Source organism: Salipiger abyssi (genome assembly GCF_017311415.1).
GTDB lineage: Bacteria > Pseudomonadota > Alphaproteobacteria > Rhodobacterales > Rhodobacteraceae > Salipiger > Salipiger abyssi_A.
Genome location: NZ_JAEKIS010000008.1, coordinates 102,447 through 120,802 on the forward strand (window position 1 = coordinate 102,447; position 18,356 = coordinate 120,802).

Here is an 18,356-nt window from a genome sequence, read left to right on the forward strand (position 1 = left end):
ATGTCTGCAAAGATCATCGACGGCAAAGCCTTTGCCGCGACTGTCCGCGAAAAGGTGGCCTCCCATGTGGTCCGTCTAAAGGCGGATCACGGCATCACCCCCGGTCTGGCGGTGGTGCTGGTGGGCGAAGATCCGGCATCCCAGGTCTACGTCCGCAACAAGGGCAAGCAGACCGTGGAATGCGGCATGCAGAGCTTTGAGCACAAGCTGCCCGCCGAGACGCCCGAAGCCGATCTTTTGGCGCTGATCGACCGGCTGAATGCCGATCCGGCGGTGCATGGCATCCTCGTGCAGTTGCCGCTGCCGGGGCACATGAACGCCGACGCGGTGATCAACGCCATTGATCCGGCCAAGGATGTGGACGGGTTCCATATCTCCAACGTGGGCCTGCTGGGGACGGGACAGAAGAGCATGGTGCCCTGCACGCCGCTGGGCTGTCTGATGATGCTGCGCGACCATCTGGGCAGCCTCTCGGGGCTGAACGCCGTGGTGCTGGGGCGCAGCAATATCGTCGGCAAGCCGATGGCGCAGCTTCTGCTGGGCGAAAGCTGCACGGTGACCATCGCGCATTCGCGCACCCGTGACATCGAGGAGGTTTGCCGCCGCGCGGACATTCTCGTGGCAGCTGTCGGCCGTCCGCAGATGATCAAGGGCGATTGGGTGAAACCCGGTGCGACGGTGATCGACGTGGGCATCAACCGCATCGACGCGCCCGAGAAGGGCGAAGGCAAGACCCGGCTTGTCGGGGATTGCGACTACGACAGCTGCGCCGAGGTGGCGGGTGCCATCACGCCGGTGCCCGGTGGCGTCGGTCCGATGACCATCGCCTGCTTGCTCGCCAACACGGTGACGGCCTGCTGCCGCGCCAACGGCCTTTCCGAGCCCGAAGGGCTCACCGCCTGATCCCGTCCAATGGGTCGGCGGCTCAACGATCCATAACAAACGCAAAACCAACACTGTACCGGCGCCTGTCAGGGGGGCGCCCGGCATCTGGAGACCAAGACCATGACGAAATACTGTCTGACCGTGACCTGCGCCACCACACGCGGGATCGTTGCGGCCATCGCCACCTTCCTGGCCGATCACGGCTGCAACATCACCGACAGCTCGCAGTTCGACGATGCCGAGACCGGTCGGTTCTTCATGCGCATCAGCTTCGATTCCCAGGAAGGCGCGGCGCTTGAGACGCTTGAGGCGGATTTCGCCAAGATCGCCGAGGATTTCGCGATGCAGTTCGCCTTCCACGACGAGAGCGTGAAGATGAAGGTGGTGATCATGGTGAGCCGCTTCGGCCACTGTCTCAACGACCTGCTCTACCGTGTGCGCATCGGCGCGCTGCCGGTGGAGATCGTCGCAGTGATTTCGAACCACATGGACTACCAGAAGGTTGTGGTGAACAGCGATATTCCGTTCCACTGCATCCGCGTGACCAAGGAGAACAAGCCGCAGGCCGAGGCCGCGATCATGAAGGTGGTCGAGGAAGCCGGTGCCGAGCTGATCGTGCTGGCGCGTTACATGCAGATCCTCTCCGACGAGATGTGCAAAAAGATGTCGGGGCGGATCATCAACATTCACCATTCCTTCCTGCCGTCCTTCAAGGGCGCCAACCCCTACAAGCAGGCCTTTGCCCGCGGCGTGAAGCTGATCGGCGCGACCTCGCATTACGTGACCGCCGATCTCGACGAAGGCCCGATCATCGAACAGGACACGGTGCGCATCACCCATGCGCAATCGCCCGACGATTACGTCTCGCTTGGCCGCGATGTGGAAAGCCAGGTGCTGGCCCGCGCGATCCACGCGCACGCCAACCACCGTGTGTTCCTGAACGGCAACAAGACTGTGGTCTTCCAGGCCTCGCCCGGCAGCTACAGCTCGGAAAAAATGGGGTGATCGCCTGTCCGGGCTTCGCCCGGCAAACGCTCCGGGGGGAGCGTTTGAGGCGATCACGGGCAGAGCCCAGGGGCAGCCGGTCCGGGTTTTGCCTGCAACCCCGCGAGTGCTTTGGAAAGAGGCGCGTCCCTCGCGCCTCTTTTTGCATCCGGGCGCGGGCACTGGACCAGAGCGCGAAAATTGGTCTAATTGGCATAGTTTCCAAAGGACCATGCCTTGGCCAATTCCTCCCTGCCGTCCTCCGGCGCCTATCTGCCCGGTGCCACCGTCAAATATGTGATCGAGACGCTGTCGACGCGGATCGTCACGCAGGAATATGCCAGTGAGGAAAGGCTGCCCTCGGAGCGCCAGCTGGCGCAGGATCTGGGCGTTGCCCGCAACACTGTGCGCGAGGCGCTGGATCAGCTCGAGGCGCGCGGCATGATCCGCCGCCGCGCCGGGTCGGGCTCTTTCGTGACCTACGATCCCGATGGCGAAAACAGCGCCACCTCGCCGGTGGCCGCCGATGTCGGGCCGCTCCAGCTCCAGGTGATGCGCGGCATTCTCGAACCCGAGATGATGCGGCTTGCGGTGGTCAACATGACGCCGAGGCAGATCGAGGCGCTGTCGGTGGTGCTGTCGAAGATGGAGGCGGTGCAGGCCGATGCCACCGCCTTTGTGCGGCTGGAGGAGGAATTCCACCGGCTGATCGCCGAGGGCACCGGCAATCCGCTGCTGCTCGCCTGTTACAACCTCGTGTTGGACGCGCGGCGGCAGTCCTTCCGCACGGCCATGTACCGCCGCCATCTGACGCCCGCGCGGATCGCCATTTACCAGCGCGGCTACAACGGGCTCTTCAACGCCATCGCAGCGCGCGACATCGAAGAGGCCAGCGAGTTCATGAAGCTGTCGCTGATCGAGGATCAACGGATCCTGCTTCAGGAAGACTGATTGGCCCAACCAATTTTGCGCAGCCTGAGGATACTCTGCAGGTGACTTTCCGGTCGGTTCGCGGACGCGAATCCTTTTGCCGCCCCGATGGCCCGGCGCGCTCTGGTCCATAAGGCACAGGCGTTTCGGTGCTCGCCTGTCTTCTCCCGGCGCATAGAAATTCATCTCCCAACCGGAATCATGGGCATTTTGTCTAGGAATTAAGCGTCAAGAAAATTCTTAAGAGGAAAAAAGTTTGACTAAGGGTGAGTATTTGCGATGAGCTGTTGTCACGAAGTGATCCAGTTGCCGTAATTGGTTCAAACCACACGAACGCAAGCCACGGCGGCCGGATTGAGAAACAACCTAAAGACAGGGAGAACGGCTTGGAACAAGATCTGGCATCCTTGGCGGCCACTGTGGCGGAGCTGAAGGCAAATGCCGCAGCGACGAACGGCACGCTTTCCGAGACTTTCTATTACTTGACGATCCCTCTCATGGTGCTGATCCATGTCGGGTTCCTCGCCTATGAGATGGGCGCCTCGCGCTCCAAGAACGCGCTGGCCTCGGGCATCAAGAACATCCTCGCCTTCGCGATGATCGTGCCCTTCTTTTACTTCGTCGGCTGGTGGATCTACTGGGCCTTCCCCACGGGGCTGTCGCTGAGCGAAGGCGCCATGGGCATTTCCGGCCTCGCCTATGCCAATGATGTGGCGTTGCCCTGGAACCAGTATATGGGCCCGAACCTCGACGACCGCGCCTCGGGCGTGTTCTGGGGGGCGTTCGTGCTCTTTGCTGCGACCACCGCTTCGATCCTGTCGGGCGGCGTGATCGAGCGCATCAAGCTGACCGGATTTGTGGTGCTGGCCATCGTGTTGGGCGCGTTTATCTGGATCCTCGCGGCTGCCTGGGGCTGGCACGCGGACGGCTGGCTGGTAACCAAGTTTGGCTATCACGATTTCGGCGCCGCGGGTGTCGTGCACATGATCGCGGGCTTCTTCACGCTGGGCGTGCTGATCAACCTTGGACCGCGGATCGGCAAGTTCAACGCCGATGGCAGCGCCAACCACATCGCCGGGCACTCCATGCCGCTGACGCTGATCGGGCTGATGCTGATCATCGCGGGCTTCTGGGGCTTCCTCATGGGGTGCGTCATCGTTCCGGGCGAAGCCTGGTCCTGGGGCAACGCCATCGAGGCGACGATCTACGGCACGCCGATGACCCTCTCGGGTATGACCTTCAACACGCTGATGGGTTTTGCCGGCGGCATCATCGGGGCCTGGATGGTCACCCGCGATCCGTTCTGGATGATGTCCGGCGCGCTTGGCGGCATCATCTCCTGCGCCGCCGGTCTCGACGTCTGGTATCCGCCGATGGCCTTCGTGATCGGCTTCATGGGTGCCTGCGCCATGCCCTTCGTCGCCAGCTTCATCGAGAAGCGCGGCATCGACGACGCAGTGGGGGCCTTTGCGGTGCACGGGTTCCTGGGCCTCTGGGGCGTCATCTCGGTCGGCATCGCGGCGCAGGGCTATCCGGCGCTGTTCGGCGAGGACGTGATCACCATCTCGTTCACTGGCCAGCTTGTCGGCGCGCTCGTCATGGGCCTGCTGGGCTTTGTTCCCGGCTATCTCGTGTCGTTCGTGCTGAAAGTGACCGGCCAGCTGCGCGTCCCGGAAGAGGCCGAGATCATGGGTCTCGACGCGGTCAAAGTACCCGCGAACGCCTATCCCGAGGGGCTGCACGCCTCGGTCAGCCCCGCAGAATGATCCTGACAAGGAAAGGACAGATCCATGGAAGCCCCTTTTGAAGCAACCTCCTGGGACGGGATCACCGGCGCCATCTACGCAGGCTACGGCTCTGTCGAAGGGCTCTGGCTGGCGCTCTGCCTGCTGATGATCGTCGTCGCCATCGTCTTTGGCTGGCGCCACGAGGAACACGCCTACAAGGCGACCAAGAAAAAGTAAGGCCACAAGGCCACGATCCGGCAGCCCTCGCGCCGCCGGGTTCCCCTTTGAAACGAACACGAGCGACCGGAAGGGCAAACGGCATGATGACATCGTGGAGATTTTCCGCACTGGCGGACCGGCACCGCGCCATGGGTTCCAATCTCGAAGACTGGAGCGGCATGGGCACCGCCTGGACCTATGACAAGGATCAGAAAGAGGAATACGAGGCCATCCGCACCAAGGCGGGCGTGATGGATGTCTCCGGTCTGAAAAAGGTCCATCTGAACGGGCCGCACGCGCAATACGTGATCGACAAGGCCACGACCCGTAATATCGAGAAACTCAAGCCCGGTCGCTCGACCTATGCGACCATGCTGAACGACGCCGGCAAGTTCGTCGACGACTGTGTGATCTACCGCATGGGGCCGCACAGCTTCATGGTGGTGCACGGCTCGGGTGCCGGCCACGAGCAGCTGTCGATGTATGCGGCGGGCCGCAATGTCGTGATGACGTTCGACGACGATCTGCATGACATTTCGCTACAGGGTCCGCTGGCGGTCGACTATCTGGAAAAGCATGTGCCGGGCATCCGCGACGTGGTCTATTTCAGCCATATCCAGACCACGCTGTTCGGCAAGCCGGTGATGATCTCGCGCACTGGCTACACCGGCGAACGCGGCTACGAGATCTTTTGCCGCCGTCAGGATGCGGTCGAGATCTGGGACACCATTGTCGCCGAGGGCGCCGAGATGGGCATCATCCCGACCCGCTTCACCACGCTCGACTGGCTGCGGGCGGAAAGCTATCTGCTGTTCTTCCCCTATGACAACTCGGAAATGTACCCGTTCGAGGACGAGGCCGCAGGGGACACGCTGTGGGAGCTGGGGCTCGATTTCACCGTCTCTCCGGGCAAGACCGGGTTCCGCGGCGCCGAGGAGCATTACCGACTGAAGGGCAGGGAGCGCTTCAAGATCTACGGCGTGAAGCTGGAGGGCACCGAGCCCGCCCCCGAGGGTGCGCCGCTGCTCAAGGACGGCGCGCCGGTCGGTGTGGTGACCATCGGCATGTATTCCGAGCTGAACGGCCACAATGTCGGCATTGCGCGGATGCCGGTGGATTGTGCCGTGGATGGCACGGCGCTGTCGGTCAAGTTCGAGGACAAGGAGGTGCCCGCCGTGGCGCATTCCATGCCCTTCTACGATGTGGACAAGAAGCGCCGCACCGCCAAGGGGTAAGCGGCCCGGTCCTTTCAAGCCAAGACCTTGCGAGGCGGGGGCAGACAGGCCCCCGCCTCCTGAGAGCCAACAGGAGGCGCAGGTAAACCCATGCCCAACGCAGAATTCTCTCCATCGATCGACTCGCGCCCGACCTATGCCGGGCTGGTCTCGCAAGGGGCCGCGCACGGGATCATGGTCGCTGACGATGCCGGTGCCGAGGCGCTTTGCGATCTCGCCGGCTCCGATGCGTCGGTGATGGACCACGCCCATGTGCTGCTGGTCGGTGCCGCCGCTGGCACCGTCGCGCGCATTGAGGCGCTGAAACCCAGAGCGCTGCATGGCGCACCGGATCTCGATGCCGCCACGCCGCTGATCAAGCGTCTGCTGTCCGAGGCGCGCATGGGCACGCATCTCTATCTCGCGGGGTCCGAAGGGCTGATGGGCCTTGTCTCCGCGCTGGCCACCGCCGAGGGGCTGCCGCTTGATGCGATCCAGATGGAGCATCGCGGTTCCATCGCGCGGCGGATGCAATGCGTGCATTGCAAGGGCATCACCGAGGACGTCACCACCGACCCCTTCATATGTTCCCATTGCGGGCTGACGCTCTTCGTTCGCGATCACTTCTCGCGCCGGTTGGGCGTGTTCCAGGGCGTTTGCGTCGATGCCGAGGCGCCCGGCGAGGTGCCCGAGACGCAGGAGATCCGCGCATGAGCAAGCTGGCCCTGAAAGTCACCGCCGTTGAAACGCTGTCGCCGCTGGTCAAACGTTTTCGCTTCGAAAGCCCCACCGGCGCGCCGCTGCCGGTGTTCTCGGGTGGCGCCCATATCACCGTCGAAATGCCGGAGGGCGAGATCGTCCGGCGCAACTCTTATTCGCTGATCTCCGATCCCTATGATGGGTCGGGCTACGAGATCGCGGTGCGGCGCGAGGATCGCGGCCGTGGCGGCTCGCGCCACATGCACACAAAGGTCCGCGAGGGCGATGAGATTACGGTTTCCGCGCCGGCGAACCATTTCCAGCTCGATTTGCGCGCACGCAAACATGTGCTGATCGCCGGTGGCATCGGCATCACGCCGTTTCTGTCGCAGCTGAAACAGCTCGGCATGGAGCAAAAGCCCTTCGAGCTTCATTATGCCGCCCGCTCGCGCGAAGAGGCGGCGGGGCTGAAACTGCTGCCCGGCGCGGCGCATATCCATATCCACATCTCCGACGAAGGCGCGCGCATGGATCTGGGCGCCATACTCGACGGCCAGCCGCTGGGCACGCATGTCTATACCTGCGGGCCGGACGGGCTGATCACGGCGGTGGCCGATCAGGCGGCACGGCTGGGCTGGCCGAAAACCTCGGTGCATTCCGAAGCCTTCACCGCGCCGCCGCCGGGCGAGCCGTTCGAGGTGGTGGTGAAATCCTCGGGCAAGACCGTGACCGTGAAAGCCGACCAGAGTCTTCTGGAAGCGCTCGAGGCCGCGAAGGTCGAGATCGACTATTCCTGCCGCGGCGGCGCCTGCGGCCGCTGCGAGACCCATGTGACCGCCTGCGACGGCCGCATCCTGCACAACGATCACTGGCTGAGCGAGGCAGAGCGCGCCGAGCAGAAAACAATCATGCCCTGCATGTCGCGCTTTAAGGGCGCGCGGCTGGAACTGGACCTCTGAGGAGCAGACCCATGACCATGCAATTCAACGAAGAGTCCTTTCGGGGCGATTACACCTTTCGCAACTCGCCTGCTGCCATCCGCCGCTTTCCGTTCCCCTTCGACCGCGACGAATACATGTACTCGGTCAATATCGAGCAGCATCCCGGCGGTCCCGAGGGAAGTCCCTTCGAATTCGCTTTCGATGTGGACGAGCACTACGTCGCCGAGATGAAGGACCGCGAGATCACGCTCGCCGAAGATCCGATGCGCTGCCAGTCGCTGCCGCATATGGAACTGGCGGGCTGGGATCTGCTGGAGCTGATCATGGTGTCGAAGGCGCGGGACTATCCCGAGCTTTTCAAGCTGAGCCGCGACGGCAACGCTTGGCACTGGATCAACAAGCCGCTGGGGATCGACAAGAAGTTCACCTTCCTCGACCCCACCACGCTGCCCTGCGGCCCGTTGGAGTATATCACCCGCCAGGCGCAGGGCGATTTCGCGCTGCTGCACGAGCGCGAGGGCAATCTCTGGCTTGACGCAGGCATGGTGACCTCGCAGGCCGACTGGTCGCTTGACTTCGATGTTGGCATGAATTTCTTCGAATGGCACGCGCCGGTCCCCAAGGCGCGCAAGATGGGCGTGTTTGACAAGGCGTTGAAATTCCTGCTCGCGGTCACACAGGAGAAATCCTATCGCCGACTGAACTGGACGATGACGGTCAACCCGCGCCTCGATACCAGCCCTGAGAACTATCACAAATGGGGTCCGGAAAAACGCACCATAACGCCCGAGAATGTCGGTGCGAAACAGTTCCTGCGGGTCGAGCTGCAAACCTTCTGGCGGCTGCCGCGTTCGAACGCGCTGGCCTTCCCGATCCGCTGCTATCTGTGCAATCTCGAAGACATCGCGACCCAGCCGAAATGGGGCCGCCGTCTGCACAGGGTGCTGCGCGATATCGATCCGGATCTGGCGGAGTACAAGGGCTTTGCGGTAAATCAGAAAGTTATCTTGGACTACCTGTCGCAATTCGACGACGGCGCCGAGACCTCGCCCGGCATCTTCCCGGACTGAGCGGTCGCCGCGCCGCGCAGGCAGTGTGGATCGGTGGAACCGGAGCGCGGGGCAGGTCGTTGCCCCGCGCGACCGCGTTATCGGCATCAAGAAACTTTTTCTGCTTGGCAATTATGACTTTTTTCCTGAGGAAACCGCGCTGCGGCAGAAATTTATCTCGATGTCGACTGCAATCTCGATGCCGTTCTGCGCGCGGCACTCCTAGACGCTCAGTTGTGCGTAAACCGCTCCCATGGCCGTCGCACTTGAGGGTGGTGTGCTGCCCACTCTGGAATGTGCCCCATGGCTCAAGTTTCATCCGATAATGAGGGTTATGTTAAGTAATCTCTACCCGTCTAGACGCTCTAGTTCGGACGCTTTCGCTTTCTTGAACCGGGCCGCCCTGATCTCGAGAAAATGCATCTGGAGCGCCCGCTGTTACCGACCAAAGTCTAAGCGCTTCTTAGAAGATAAGAATGGCCAGCCTCAGCCGCGATTTGGCAGTCTTGCCGATGTTGACGCGAGTCACACAGACCGAAGTAGAGGAGGAAACCCATGGCCTGGAGCAAGCCCGTTATCCGCGAAATCGAGTGCGGTATGGAAATCAACATGTACGGCCCGGAGCACGACGACGGCGTGCTGTTCTGATCTGACGCGCGCGGGAGGATAAGATGACGTTCCGCGCGCGCATTCTCGGGGCGGCTGCCGGCGGCGGGCTGCCGCAATGGAACTGCGGCTGCGCCAATTGCAACGCCGCCCGCGCCGGCGAGATCCCGGCGCAGACCCAGAGCTCGCTGGCCGTTTCGGCCAATGGCACCGACTGGGCGGTGCTCAACGCCTCGCCCGATATCCGCGCCCAGTTTGCCGCCACGCCAGAGCTGCACCCGACGGGTCTGCGCGAGATGCCGCTCTGCTCGGTGCTGCTCACCAATGGCGATATCGACCATGTGGCAGGGCTTTTGACGCTGCGCGAGATGCAGGCGTTTACGCTCTACGCCACGCCCGGCATCCACGAGGTGCTGGCGGCGAATCCGATCTTTTCCGCGCTGAACCCGGGGGTTGTGACCCGCGCCGATGTGGCGCTCGACAGCCCCGCCGAGATCGCGCCGGGCCTCACGGCCACGCTTTTCGCCGTGCCTGGCAAGGTGCCGCTCTATCTGGAGGGCGAAGAGGTGCAGACCGATCTCATGGGCGAGCAGACCGTGGGGGTCGAGCTGAAGGCCGGCGCGGATACGGCCTATTACATCCCCGGCTGCGCGCGGCTCGACGATACGCTGTGCGACAGGCTGTCCGGCGCCGCGCTGGTATTCTTCGACGGCACGCTCTGGCGCGATGACGAAATGGTCCGCGCGGGGCTCGGCCAGAAGACCGGCAAGCGTATGGGCCATATGTCGATGAGCGGCGCGGACGGCTCGATCGCAGCCTTCGCCGGGCTCGATATCGGCAGGAAAGTTTTCGTTCACATGAACAACACCAATCCCGTGCTCCGCCCCGGCTCGGAGGAGCGCCGGCAGGCGGAGGCGGCGGGATGGACCATCGGTCAGGACGGCATGGAGGTAACGGCATGACGATGACACGCGACGCATTCGAGGCAAGGCTGCGGCAGATCGGGGCCGAGCGCTATCACGATCTACACCCGTTTCATCACCGGCTTCATGGCGGCGGCTGCACGCCCGAAGAGGTGCGCGCCTGGGTGATCAACCGGTATTACTACCAGCATTCGATCCCGATGAAGGACGCGGCTTTCATGTCCCGCGTCGAGGATCCGGCCCTGCGCCGCGCCTGGCGGAGCCGGATCGAGGATCACGACGGCACCGAGACCAACGAGGGCGGCATCCGCCGCTGGCTGCGGCTGGCGGAGGCGGTGGGGCTCGACCCCGATTATGTCGCCTCCTGCGAGGGCGTGCTGCCGGCTACCAAATTCGCCGTCGATGCCTATGTGCGCTTTGTCCGCGACAAGACGCTGCTGGAGGCCGTCGCCGCCTCGCTCACCGAGCTTTTTGCCCCCGCGATCCACGCCAATCGCATCGAGGGGCTGCTCGAGAATTACGATTTCGCCGATGACAGCTCGCTGAGCTATTTCCGCAACCGGCTGAAGGAGGCACCGAAGGACGTGGCATTCGGGCTGAAATGGGTGCTCGACCATGCGGACACCGCCGAGAAACAGGAGATGGCGGCGAAAGCGCTGATCTTCAAAACCGATGTGCTCTGGTCGCAGCTCGATGCGCTCTGGGGCGCCTATGTCGAGCCCGCGCGCATCCCGCCCGGCGCCTGGCGCCCCGGCGAGGGGTTGCGCGCCGCCGAGGCCGCGTGATGTCGCCCGCCGACATCCCCGCCCTGCCCCGCGGCGTGCGCCTGCACTGGGACCGGGTGCGCGAGACCTGGGTGCTGCTGGCGCCGGAACGCACGGTGACGCTTGACGCGGTGGCCCATGCCATCCTGTCGGAGCTCGACGGGATCCGCAGCTTTGGCGAGATCACCGCGGCACTGGCTGCGAAATACAACGCCCCGCAGGAGCAGATTGCCGCCGACAGCGCCGGGTTCCTCAGCGCGATGCACGACCGCCGCTTTCTGGATCTGCGATGACCTGCCCGTCAGTTCCACATAAGCAGCGTCTTCTCTTTTCAAATACGCAAGGCGCGGCCTTTGCCACCCGGCCCGCCGCCGCAGAAAAAGGCGCCTCATGACCGCCCGTCCCCCCATCGCCATGCTGGCCGAACTCACCCATCGCTGCCCGCTCGCCTGCCCCTATTGCTCGAACCCGGTCGACCTCGCCCGGCAGGAGAACGAGCTTTCCACCGCCGAATGGAGCGACGTCTTCAGACAGGCCGCGGATCTGGGCGTATTGCAGCTTCACCTCTCCGGCGGCGAGCCCGCCACCCGCCGCGATCTCGAAGAGCTGGTGCAGGCCGCCCGCGACGCCGGGCTTTATACCAACCTCATCACCTCGGGCATCGGCCTGACCGAGCGCCGGCTGAAGGCGCTCGACGACGCCGGGCTCGACCATATCCAGCTTTCGCTGCAAGGCACCACGCCCGAGATGGCCGACGAGATCGGGGGCTACAAGGGCGGTTACAAGCGCAAGCTGATGGTGGCGGAGTGGATCGCCGCAATCGGCTTTCCGCTCACCCTCAACGCGGTGCTGCATCGGCGCAACCTGCACCAGCTTCCCCGCGCGCTGGAAATGGCGGTGGAGATGGGCGCCCGGCGCATCGAGGTCGCCACCGTGCAGTTCCATGGCTGGGCGCTGAAGAACCGCGACGCACTGATGCCGACCCGCACCCAGGCCGAGGAGGCAACGCGCATCGTGACCGAGGCGCGGGCAAGGCTGAAAGGCACGCTGGTGATCGACTACGTGCCCGCCGATTACCATTCCGACTACCCCAAGCGCTGCATGGGCGGCTGGGGCTCCACCGGACTCAACGTGGCGCCCGATGGCGTGGTGCTGCCCTGCCATGCGGCGCAGAGTATCCCGCATCTCAGCTTCGACAATGCGCGCGAAAAGCCCCTGTCGGACATCTGGTACGAGGGCCGCGCCTTCAACGCCTATCGCGGCACGGACTGGATGCCCGAGCCATGCGCGAGCTGCGAGCGCAAGGAGGTGGATTTCGGCGGTTGCCGCTGTCAGGCCATGGCGCTTGCCGGCGATGCCGCTGCAACCGATCCGGTCTGCGTGAAATCCCCCCACCATATCGACCTGCAAGCCCGCGCCGAAGCCCATGCGGCGGCGGAGGGCGCGCCGCTCGTCTATCGCAGCGCGCCCGGAAAGCCCGTGCCCGAACCTGCGGAATAGGCCACCCGGTTTGCGACCTCTGGCTGTATTCCGGGGGTGTCCGCGCTCGGATAGACTGAGGCCCAGTCTTCGACACCCGAGAGGAGCCATGACCGCCGAGGCCGTCCCCATGTCCATTCGCAGGGATCCGCGATGACCGCCGCGCTGGACGTGCCGGGCGCGGCGCTGCGACCGGCGGAGCTGCTGGCGCTGCGCGATCTGGCCCCCTGCCCCGCAGAGGCGGCGCGACCGGGCGACTGTCTGCTGGTGGCGGATTTCCGGCCGTCGATGCTCTGGGGGCTGATCCGCGCCTTCCGCTCTGTCGCCGCCGCCGAGGCGCTGGCGCTGATCGGCTGGCACGCCGATCTCGCGGGCGGGCGTGTCGGGCTGCTGGCGCTGGGGGCCGGCGCACCGCTCACGGTGCCGCTGCGCGCCGGTGGCATGGCCGAGGTGATCGCCGGGATGGTCAGCGCCCATGACACCGCCTCTGCGCTGGCCTCGGCGGGGCAGCTCGACGACCCGCCGCTCGACCGCGGCCTCGCCGGGCTGGCGGCGCTGGTGCCGGATCCGGCGGAGCTGGTGATCGCCTCGGGTTTCGGCATGCCGGGCGTCGGGCTGGCGGCACGGCTCGATCTGCTGGCCAGCCGCCACGCGCTGCGGCTGCTGCATGTCTCCGATAGCGGCCATACCGAGGAGATCGGCGCCGAGATCGCCGGCCACGCGGCGCTGGCGCTCGATGCGAGCCTGCCGCCGGAAGCCGTTGCCGGGATGCTGGCCGGCGGGTTCCGGATCGGCTGAGCGCACCCCGGAAACAGACAGAACGATCTGCAACCACGCCGGATAGCAGGCGATTCGATCCTCATTTCGGGAGCGGGAATGCCATTCATACCGCCATCGGCCCGCATCACAGCCGATACTTACGGCTGAATTGCCCGAATCCCATTGAGGCTCCACGCTTGGGCAGGGGTGCCCGGCGAAAGCGGCGCTCCAATGGGAGGAGACAACGCAATATGGGACTTCTGGACAAACTCTTCGGCGGCGAGGACGGGCCCGCCGCGCAAAGCTACAGCCACGTCAAGATTCACCCGTCGGTTGACAATGGCGTCAAACCGGCGAGCCCCGGCTTTTCCGGCGGCACGCTTAGCTGCAAATGCAGCAGCAACCCGGTGGTGGTCACGGTCTCGGCGCAGACCGCGCATAACCATGTCTGCGGCTGCACCAAATGCTGGAAACCCGAGGGCGCGATCTTTGCCCAGATCGCCGTCGTGGGCCGCGATCAGGTCGAGGTGACCGAAAATGCCGACAAGCTGGAGATCGTCGATGCCTCGGCTGCGATCCAGCGCCATGCCTGCAAGGGCTGCGGCGTGCATATGTATGGCCGCATCGAGAATACCGGCCACCCGTTCCATGGGCTCGATTTCGTGCATACGGAGCTGTCGTCGCAATCGGGCTGGTCGCCGGCGGAATTCGCCGCCTTCGTTTCCTCGATCATCGAATCGGGGGTGGACCCGTCGCGCATGGACGAGATCCGCGGCCGGCTGCGCGAGCTGGGGCTGGAGCCCTACGATTGCCTGTCGCCGCCGCTGATGGACGCCATCGCCACCCATGTGGCCAAGCAGAGCGGCGCTTTGAAATAGGGCCGATCTCCCGCAATCCCGGTTCTGGCGCTTGCGGCTCACCGCTGCTGGCGCCGGACCGCATCTCTACCGTTGCGCGAATGAATTGTCATACGCTAACCTCCCGATGGGAGGAGATTTCAATGAAAGACATGACCGGCACCCCGCCGCCGGGTGCAATCCAGTCCGTGGCGATCGTCGACGACCATCCGCTTTACAGCGATGCGCTCGCCGCCGCGCTGGAACTGGTGTTCCCGGATTGCCAGGTGGAAAAGGCCCAGACGCTCGGCGGCGCGTTGGCACTGGTCGAGAGCGGCTTTACCCCCGATCTCGTGATGTTCGACCTCAAGCTGCCCGATGTCAGCGGCATCTCGGGGTTTCAGCGGCTGCGCGAGGCGCTGCCCGACGCGCCGATCCTGGTGATCTCGTCGCTGACCTCGGCGCAGGTGGTGCAGGCGCTGATGGCCGAGGGCGCCGCCGGTTTCCTGCCCAAGGATGCGCCGGCGCCGCTGCTGCGGCAGGCGCTGCACGAGATCGCCGCGGGGCGGAAATACGTGCATTCGGGCTATCAGACCGGGCAAGGCACCGCGCCGGACGCGGCCTTCGAGAACCTGCATCCCAAGCTGGCCGAGCTCACCCCGCAGCAGCAGCGCATCATGAAGCTGATCTGCGCTGGCAAGCCCAACAAGCAGATCGCCTATGAGCTGTCGCTGGCCGAGGCCACGGTCAAGGCGCATATCACCGCGCTGCTGCGGCGGCTGGGGGTGCAGAACCGCACCCAGGCGGCGGTTCTGGTCGAGGGATCGCAGCCCGCCACGGCCATCGGCACCCGCGACGCCGACGCCCAGGCCTTTCTGAGCCACTAGCCGCATGGGGCCGGAGCGCGCGCCGCCACGCTATGTGAAGATCGCCGTCTCGCGCGACACCGGCGCGCGGGCGGCGGTGGATGAGGCGCTGAGGCAGATCGACCTGCCGGAGACCTGCTTCGTGCTGGCCTTCGTGCCCGAGGGGCTGCCGCTCGACACCGTGGCGCAGGCGCTGGAGGCGGGGGCCGACGGTGTGCCGGTCTTTGGCTGCACCACCGCCGGCACCATCACCCCGGAGGGTTACGAGACCGAGGCGCTGCTGCTGCTTGCCTTCCCGCGCGAGCATTTCCGCTGCGCCTCGCTGCTGATCGAGCCGCTGAAACCGCTCTCGATGAAGACCATCGCCTCGCAGGTGCGCGCCCACGCGGCGCGGTTCCAGCGCACCGCCGGCTGGAATCGGCTGGCGCTGATCTTTGCCGACGGGCTGTCGAAACAAGAGGATCTGCTGGTCGCCACGCTGGAGGCGGCGCTGCGCGAGATTCCGATCTTCGGCGGCTCGGCGGGCGACAATCTGGCGTTCAGGGAAACCTTCGTGCTTCAGAACGGGCGGTTTCACACCAATGCAGCGCTGCTCCTGCTGCTGGAGACGGATCTGGCCTTTCAGGGGCTGGGCTTCGACCATTTCCTGCCCACAGAGCAACAGATGGTCGTCACCGAGGCGATCCCCGAGGAACGGCTGGTGCTGGAGATCAACGGCGCCCCGGCGGCGCTGGAATATGCCCGCGTCGTCGGCTGCCCGGTGGAGCAGCTCTCGCCGCAGATCTTTGCCGAGAATCCGATGCTGGTGCGGCAGAACATGAACTATCACGTCCGCGCCATTCACGACGCACCCGGCGCGCATGCGCTCTCCTTTCTGGGTGCCATCGACGACGGGCTGATCCTGACGCTGGGCCGGGGCAAGGAGATCCTCGAGACGCTCAGGGCAGAGCTCGACGTGAAGGGCCCGCGCGACGCCGCGCCGGATTTCGTGCTGGGCTTCGACTGCGTGCTGCGCAAGCTGGAGATCGAGCAGAAACAGCTCTCCGGACCGGTGAGCGAGATCTTTCGCGAGCGCCGCGTCGTGGGCTTCAACACTTATGGCGAGCAGCATTGCGGCGTGCATGTGAACCAGACCTTCGTGGGCGTCGCCTTTTTCGATCCGGGGCGGAGGGAATTCGCATGATCGACCACGAAGAGCCGCTCGAAACCCAGGTCGCGCGGCAGGCCAAGATCATCGACGCGCTGATGCGCCGCGCCAATCGCCAGCACGAGGTCGGCAGCTCGGCCTATGGCGCGTTTCAGTCGGCGATTGCTCTACAGGCGCAGGTCTGGGCCAAGACCCGCGATCTCGAACGCACCACATCCGAGCTGCGCCATGCCCGCGACGACAGCGAGCGCATGCGCAAGAACCTCGCCGATGCGCTTTCGGCGATGGACGGCGGGGTGGCGCTCTTCACCGGCGGGCGGCTGGAGGTCTGCAACGACATCTTCCTGCGGCTGCTGCCGGATATCTCGGGCCGGCTGCAACCGGGCCTGCCGGTCGAGGAGTGTTTCGCCGCCATGGCCGAAAGCCGCCATCTGGTGACCGTCGAGGGCAGTTTCGACGTGGCGCTGGCGCAGGCCCGGCGCGGGCGGGTCGGCGCCTCGGTTGTGTCGCTGGTGATCGAGCTGGCGGGCGACCGCTGGTATCAGATCAATCTCCAACGCACGAGCGCCGAGAATCTGGTGCTGCTGCTGACCGAGATCACCGCCATCGTGCGCCGCAACCGCTCGGAAAAGGAGCATCTGATCGACCGGCAGGCGGATTACCTGCAAGCGGTGTTCGAGAACATGACCTCGGGGGTCTGTACCTTTTCGCCGGCGGGCGCAGTGACCATGTTCAACCGCCAGTTCCGGCAATTGCTCGGCCTGCCCTATACCATGCTCCAGACCGGCACCGATTTGCAGCGGCTGCTGGATTTCGTTGCGCAGCACGGGCTTATCGCCGAGGCGGCAGAGCACGACATCGCTCATTGGCTCGACCGGCTGGAGCGGCAGGGCCGGCTGCGGCGCCGGGTGCGCCACGCCACCGGCCGGATGCTGGACCTGCACGCCCACCGGCTGCCCGATGGCGGCGTGCTGCTGGAGCTGAAGGACGTGACGCTCGAAACCCGCGCGACGGAGATGCTGGAAAACCGGGTGACCGAGCGCACCGCCGAGCTGACCCGCGCCAACGAGCAGCTGCGCGAGCAATACGAGGAGAAGGCTCGGGTCGAGGAGGAGCTGCGGGTTGCCAAGGAACGCGCCGAGGCGGCGGTCTCCTCAAAGACGCGGTTCCTTGCGGCGGCGAGCCACGATCTGCTGCAACCGATCAACGCCGCCAAGCTGCTGATCGCGACCCTGTCGGATGCCGCCTCGGACACGCGCTTTGCGCCGATGGTCGAGCGGCTGGGCGGGTCGTTCTCCTCCATCGAGCAGCTGCTGCATTCGCTGCTGGATATCTCGCGGCTGGAAAGCGCCGACCGCGCGCTGACCCCCACCGAGGTCTGTCTCGGCACGCTGATGCGTAGTGTCTGGGAGGACCAGATGCCGCTGGCGCAGCGCAAGGGGGTGCGGCTCGACATGGTGCCGAGCATGGTCTTCGTGCGCTCGGATCCGGTCTATCTGCTGCGCTCGATCCAGAACCTGGTGGTCAATGCGATCCAGTATACGCCCGAGGGCGGGCGGGTGCTGGCCGGCTGCCGGCGCAAGGGCGGGCGCGTGGAATTGCAGGTCTGGGATACGGGCATCGGCATCTCGCGGAAGGATCAGAAGCGCATCTTCGAGGAGTTCGCGCGCGCCGACAATGTGCCGCTTGGCTCGGGCGTCGGGCTCGGCCTGTCGGTGGTGGACCGCACCTGCCGGCATCTCGGTCACAAGGTGAGGGTGCGCTCGAAACCGGGGATCGGCTCGGTGTTTTCCATCGAGATGGAGGCAGTGTCGGGCCGCTCCGCCGGGGTGCAGGAGGGCTGCCGCCAGACGCCTGCCGAAGACTACGAACTCGATCATATCGTGCTGGTGATCGAGAACGACCCGGATGTGCTCTACGCCTTTACCAGCAAGCTGGAGCAATGGGGGGCGAGCGTGCTGGCGGCGCGCTCCACCGAAGAGGCGCTGGGGCATCTGCGCGACATCGGCATGCCGCCGGATATCGTGCTGGCGGATTACCAGCTCGATGACGGTGACACCGGCGACCGCGCCATTGCAGCGATACGGCAGGCCAGCGGCGTGCATGTGCCGGCGATCATGATCACCGCCGACCGCAGCAACGCGCTGCTGAAGGCCGGCGCGGAACAGGGGTTTTCGGTGCTGACCAAGCCGGTGCAGCTGTCCCGGCTGCGCCCTCTGATCGAATGGAAGATCCGCTGGCAGGCGCCGGAGGAGGCGGAGGTCTGAGCGCGGCGCGGGGAGCAGGATTTTCCCGAAAATCCTGCGGGTCCGAAAAATTTTCTCGAAA

At 64.9% G+C, this 18,356-nt stretch carries 19 protein-coding genes; all 19 read left to right on the forward strand.

Annotated elements, in window-relative coordinates:
- The 19 genes from folD to I6N89_RS12975 all read left to right on the forward strand — a co-directional run bounded on the left by folD (window position 1) and on the right by I6N89_RS12975 (window position 18,295).
- Entirely contained in the window at window positions 1–903 is a 903-nt protein-coding gene (gene folD, locus I6N89_RS12885) for a bifunctional methylenetetrahydrofolate dehydrogenase/methenyltetrahydrofolate cyclohydrolase FolD (RefSeq protein WP_207018852.1), read from the forward strand.
- A gap of 102 nt (window positions 904–1,005) precedes the next feature.
- Complete coding sequence (gene purU, locus I6N89_RS12890; protein WP_207018853.1) at window positions 1,006–1,890, forward strand: formyltetrahydrofolate deformylase; 885 nt, start codon at window positions 1,006–1,008, stop codon at window positions 1,888–1,890.
- A gap of 216 nt (window positions 1,891–2,106) precedes the next feature.
- Window positions 2,107–2,820, forward strand: a complete 714-nt coding sequence (locus tag I6N89_RS12895) for a FadR/GntR family transcriptional regulator (RefSeq protein ID WP_207018854.1) — start codon at window positions 2,107–2,109, stop codon at window positions 2,818–2,820.
- A 365-nt stretch (window positions 2,821–3,185) separates the two neighbouring features.
- Window positions 3,186–4,565: an ammonium transporter gene (locus tag I6N89_RS12900; RefSeq protein ID WP_207018855.1), complete on the forward strand. Its 1,380-nt coding sequence runs from the start codon at window positions 3,186–3,188 to the stop codon at window positions 4,563–4,565.
- A gap of 24 nt (window positions 4,566–4,589) precedes the next feature.
- Window positions 4,590–4,763, forward strand: coding sequence for a hypothetical protein (locus tag I6N89_RS12905; protein ID WP_207018856.1), 174 nt, complete (start codon window positions 4,590–4,592; stop codon window positions 4,761–4,763).
- 83 nt (window positions 4,764–4,846) lie between these two features.
- Window positions 4,847–5,980 (forward strand): aminomethyltransferase family protein, encoded by a 1,134-nt coding sequence (locus I6N89_RS12910; protein WP_207018857.1) that lies wholly within the window; start codon window positions 4,847–4,849, stop codon window positions 5,978–5,980.
- Between the two features lie 90 nt (window positions 5,981–6,070).
- Window positions 6,071–6,673, forward strand: a complete 603-nt coding sequence (locus I6N89_RS12915; protein WP_207018858.1) for a dimethylamine monooxygenase subunit DmmA family protein — start codon at window positions 6,071–6,073, stop codon at window positions 6,671–6,673.
- Window positions 6,670–7,617, forward strand: a complete 948-nt coding sequence (locus tag I6N89_RS12920) for a PDR/VanB family oxidoreductase (RefSeq protein ID WP_207018859.1) — start codon at window positions 6,670–6,672, stop codon at window positions 7,615–7,617. Before I6N89_RS12915 ends, I6N89_RS12920 begins: the two co-directional genes overlap by 4 nt.
- A gap of 11 nt (window positions 7,618–7,628) precedes the next feature.
- Window positions 7,629–8,669 (forward strand): heme-dependent oxidative N-demethylase family protein, encoded by a 1,041-nt coding sequence (locus tag I6N89_RS12925; RefSeq protein ID WP_207018860.1) that lies wholly within the window; start codon window positions 7,629–7,631, stop codon window positions 8,667–8,669.
- A gap of 534 nt (window positions 8,670–9,203) precedes the next feature.
- Window positions 9,204–9,296, forward strand: coding sequence for a pyrroloquinoline quinone precursor peptide PqqA (gene pqqA, locus I6N89_RS12930; RefSeq protein WP_076694518.1), 93 nt, complete (start codon window positions 9,204–9,206; stop codon window positions 9,294–9,296).
- 23 nt (window positions 9,297–9,319) lie between these two features.
- The gene (pqqB, locus tag I6N89_RS12935) at window positions 9,320–10,216 is read left to right on the forward strand and encodes a pyrroloquinoline quinone biosynthesis protein PqqB (RefSeq protein WP_207018861.1); all 897 of its coding nucleotides are present in this window, start codon (window positions 9,320–9,322) and stop codon (window positions 10,214–10,216) included.
- Window positions 10,213–10,962 carry a pyrroloquinoline-quinone synthase PqqC gene (pqqC, locus tag I6N89_RS12940; RefSeq protein WP_207018862.1) on the forward strand — a complete coding sequence of 250 codons (750 nt, stop codon included), beginning with the start codon at window positions 10,213–10,215 and terminating at the stop codon, window positions 10,960–10,962. The genes pqqB and pqqC overlap by 4 nt, the downstream gene beginning before the upstream one ends.
- Window positions 10,962–11,234 carry a pyrroloquinoline quinone biosynthesis peptide chaperone PqqD gene (gene pqqD / locus I6N89_RS12945; protein ID WP_207018863.1) on the forward strand — a complete coding sequence of 91 codons (273 nt, stop codon included), beginning with the start codon at window positions 10,962–10,964 and terminating at the stop codon, window positions 11,232–11,234. The genes pqqC and pqqD overlap by 1 nt, the downstream gene beginning before the upstream one ends.
- Window positions 11,235–11,331: 97 nt before the next feature.
- A complete protein-coding gene (gene pqqE, locus I6N89_RS12950) occupies window positions 11,332–12,441 on the forward strand; it encodes a pyrroloquinoline quinone biosynthesis protein PqqE (RefSeq protein WP_207018864.1) in 1,110 nt (369 codons plus the stop codon).
- Window positions 12,442–12,573: 132 nt separating this feature from the next.
- A complete protein-coding gene (locus I6N89_RS25465; protein ID WP_236016598.1) occupies window positions 12,574–13,218 on the forward strand; it encodes a hypothetical protein in 645 nt (214 codons plus the stop codon).
- Between the two features lie 212 nt (window positions 13,219–13,430).
- Entirely contained in the window at window positions 13,431–14,057 is a 627-nt protein-coding gene (gfa, locus tag I6N89_RS12960; RefSeq protein ID WP_207018865.1) for an S-(hydroxymethyl)glutathione synthase, read from the forward strand.
- Window positions 14,058–14,179: 122 nt separating this feature from the next.
- Window positions 14,180–14,902, forward strand: a complete 723-nt coding sequence (locus I6N89_RS12965; protein WP_207018866.1) for a LuxR C-terminal-related transcriptional regulator — start codon at window positions 14,180–14,182, stop codon at window positions 14,900–14,902.
- Between the two features lie 4 nt (window positions 14,903–14,906).
- Window positions 14,907–16,064: an FIST N-terminal domain-containing protein gene (locus I6N89_RS12970; RefSeq protein ID WP_207018867.1), complete on the forward strand. Its 1,158-nt coding sequence runs from the start codon at window positions 14,907–14,909 to the stop codon at window positions 16,062–16,064.
- The gene (locus I6N89_RS12975; protein WP_207018868.1) at window positions 16,061–18,295 is read left to right on the forward strand and encodes a PAS-domain containing protein; all 2,235 of its coding nucleotides are present in this window, start codon (window positions 16,061–16,063) and stop codon (window positions 18,293–18,295) included. Before I6N89_RS12970 ends, I6N89_RS12975 begins: the two co-directional genes overlap by 4 nt.
- Window positions 18,296–18,356 lie beyond the last annotated feature (61 nt).

Excerpts from the sequence above, each read along its gene's own strand:
- I6N89_RS12970 (WP_207018867.1), top strand. The coding sequence starts at position 14,907 with ATGGGGCCGGAGCGCGCGCCGCCACGCTATGTGAAGATCGCCGTCTCG.
- I6N89_RS12915 (WP_207018858.1), top strand. The coding sequence starts at position 6,071 with ATGCCCAACGCAGAATTCTCTCCATCGATCGACTCGCGCCCGACCTAT.
- I6N89_RS12925 (WP_207018860.1), top strand. The coding sequence starts at position 7,629 with ATGACCATGCAATTCAACGAAGAGTCCTTTCGGGGCGATTACACCTTT.
- I6N89_RS12910 (WP_207018857.1), top strand. The coding sequence starts at position 4,847 with ATGATGACATCGTGGAGATTTTCCGCACTGGCGGACCGGCACCGCGCC.
- I6N89_RS12965 (WP_207018866.1), top strand. The coding sequence starts at position 14,180 with ATGAAAGACATGACCGGCACCCCGCCGCCGGGTGCAATCCAGTCCGTG.
- I6N89_RS12975 (WP_207018868.1), top strand. The coding sequence starts at position 16,061 with ATGATCGACCACGAAGAGCCGCTCGAAACCCAGGTCGCGCGGCAGGCC.
- pqqC (WP_207018862.1), top strand. The coding sequence starts at position 10,213 with ATGACGATGACACGCGACGCATTCGAGGCAAGGCTGCGGCAGATCGGG.
- I6N89_RS12905 (WP_207018856.1), top strand. The coding sequence starts at position 4,590 with ATGGAAGCCCCTTTTGAAGCAACCTCCTGGGACGGGATCACCGGCGCC.
- gfa (WP_207018865.1), top strand. The coding sequence starts at position 13,431 with ATGGGACTTCTGGACAAACTCTTCGGCGGCGAGGACGGGCCCGCCGCG.
- pqqB (WP_207018861.1), top strand. The coding sequence starts at position 9,320 with ATGACGTTCCGCGCGCGCATTCTCGGGGCGGCTGCCGGCGGCGGGCTG.
- folD (WP_207018852.1), top strand. The coding sequence starts at position 1 with ATGTCTGCAAAGATCATCGACGGCAAAGCCTTTGCCGCGACTGTCCGC.
- I6N89_RS25465 (WP_236016598.1), top strand. The coding sequence starts at position 12,574 with ATGACCGCCGCGCTGGACGTGCCGGGCGCGGCGCTGCGACCGGCGGAG.
- pqqE (WP_207018864.1), top strand. The coding sequence starts at position 11,332 with ATGACCGCCCGTCCCCCCATCGCCATGCTGGCCGAACTCACCCATCGC.
- I6N89_RS12920 (WP_207018859.1), top strand. The coding sequence starts at position 6,670 with ATGAGCAAGCTGGCCCTGAAAGTCACCGCCGTTGAAACGCTGTCGCCG.
- pqqA (WP_076694518.1), top strand. The coding sequence starts at position 9,204 with ATGGCCTGGAGCAAGCCCGTTATCCGCGAAATCGAGTGCGGTATGGAA.
- pqqD (WP_207018863.1), top strand. The coding sequence starts at position 10,962 with ATGTCGCCCGCCGACATCCCCGCCCTGCCCCGCGGCGTGCGCCTGCAC.
- purU (WP_207018853.1), top strand. The coding sequence starts at position 1,006 with ATGACGAAATACTGTCTGACCGTGACCTGCGCCACCACACGCGGGATC.